Annotated in this window: 2 protein-coding genes; both read left to right on the forward strand. The window is 67.3% G+C overall.

All coding sequences use genetic code 11. The annotated features are described in order from the left end of the window. Positions 1-194: 194 nt before the first annotated feature. Positions 195-782, forward strand: coding sequence for a mycofactocin system transcriptional regulator (gene mftR / locus JHC79_RS17955; protein ID WP_296393345.1), 588 nt, complete (start codon positions 195-197; stop codon positions 780-782). An 80-nt stretch (positions 783-862) separates the two neighbouring features. Beyond that, the coding region (locus JHC79_RS17960) for a ferredoxin--NADP reductase (protein WP_296393347.1) at positions 863-1,881 on the forward strand (1,019 nt) is incomplete at its 3' end.

The following is a 1,881-nucleotide window of genomic DNA, read 5'->3' on the forward strand; positions in this document are numbered from 1 at the left end:
CGAGGCTCTCGGTGACCAGCTCAGCAGGATCGGCGACGGGGGCGGTGACGTCGGCAGACGGGGTGGAGGTGTTCTCGGCCATGATTGTCCTCTCGGGTGATGTGGGTCACTTCGGACTATAATGGCACCGAGTGCACAAAAGCTAGACCCGAGCGATCACTCGCACGGAATCGGACGCGGCGAAGGGGGCGATCGTGACATCACCGCAGCTCGGCCGACGTCCGAGCACGACGAAGACGCAGATCAGCGAGCTGGCCATCACCCTGTTCACCGAGCGCGGCTTCGACGAGACGAGCGTCGACGAGATCGCACAGGCCGCCGGGATCGCCCGCCGGACGCTGTTCCGCTACTACCCGTCGAAGAACGCGATCCCCTGGGGCGACTTCGACGATCACCTGACGGCCATGCGCGACCACCTCGCGGGGCTCCCACCGGACGAGTCCGTCGCCGACGCCCTGCGCTCGGCCCTCATCGCCTTCAACGAGGTGTCCGACGATCAGGTGGCCGCACACCGTCGGCGGATGACGCTGCTGCTCACGGTGCCCGCGCTACAGGCGCATTCGATGCTGATGTACACCGGCTGGCGCGAGGTGATCGCCGAGTACGTCGCGACGCGCACCGGAGGTGCGGCGCAGGACCACCTGCCGCAGACCGTGGGGTGGCTGATGCTCGGCGTCGCCCTGTCGTCGTACGAACAGTGGCTCGTCGATCCGTCGACAAACCTGACCGACCTGCTGGCCGACGGCAGCCGTATTCTCGGAAGCGGCCTGGAAGCGCTCTGAACGAGCGGGGTGTGGAACCGTCGCCACCCACTGGGTACTCTCGAAACTAGAACGTGTTCTCATTCTGCGAAGGGTGTCCGATGTCGCCGATCACGCCGCACAGCGCGCGCAGTGTCGTCCTGACCGTCGCCGAGGTGGTCTCCGAGACCGCGGACGCCAAGTCGCTGGTGTTCGACGTCCCCACCTCCGACGGTGTGCCGCCGATGGACTACAAGCCGGGCCAGTTCCTCACGCTGCGGATCCCCAGCGACCAGACCGGGTCGGTTGCCCGCTGCTACTCCCTGGCGTCGTCACCGTTCACCGACGACAAGCCCAAGGTGACCGTCAAGCGCACCGCCGACGGGTACGGCTCCAACTGGTTGTGCGACAACATCTCCGCCGGTGACGAGGTCGAGGTGCTGCCGCCGTCGGGCGTGTTCACGCCTCCCGATCTCGACGCACCGCTGCTGCTGCTGGCGGCCGGTAGCGGCGTCACCCCGATCATGTCGATCCTCAAGGCCGCCCTCGAGAAGGGCTCCGCGCCGGTGGTGTTCTTCTACGCCAACCGGAGTCAGGACGACGTCATCTTCGCCGAGGAACTGCGCGAACTGCACGAGCGGCACGACGATCGACTCACCGTCGTCCACTGGCTCGAGAGCGTCCAGGGCCTGCCCCGCGTCTCCGCGCTGACGGCGCTGTTCCGCCCCTACGCCGCCCACCATGCCTTCATGTGCGGACCCGGACCGTTCATGGACGCATTGCACACCGCCCTGGCCGACGCCGGGTTCCCACACAAGCAGGTACACGCCGAGGTGTTCACGTCGCTGTCCGGTGACCCGTTCGACGACCCGGACACCGTGGAGCTGACCGAGGAGCAGACCGCCGACGCCGCGTCGGTCTCGGTCGAACTCGACGGCACGGTGCACGAGCTCGCCTGGCCCCGCAGCCAGACCCTCGTCGACATCATGATGGCCGCAGGCCTCGACGTGCCGTACTCGTGCCGCGAGGGCGAATGTGGTTCCTGCGCATGCACGGTGGTCGACGGAACGGTGGAGATGGAGAACGTAGGCGCCCTCGACCAGGAGGACATCGACGACGGCTACATCCTCGGCTGCCAGGC

Origin of the sequence: Williamsia sp., assembly GCF_016462415.1 — a bacterium.
GTDB lineage: Bacteria > Actinomycetota > Actinomycetes > Mycobacteriales > Mycobacteriaceae > Williamsia_A.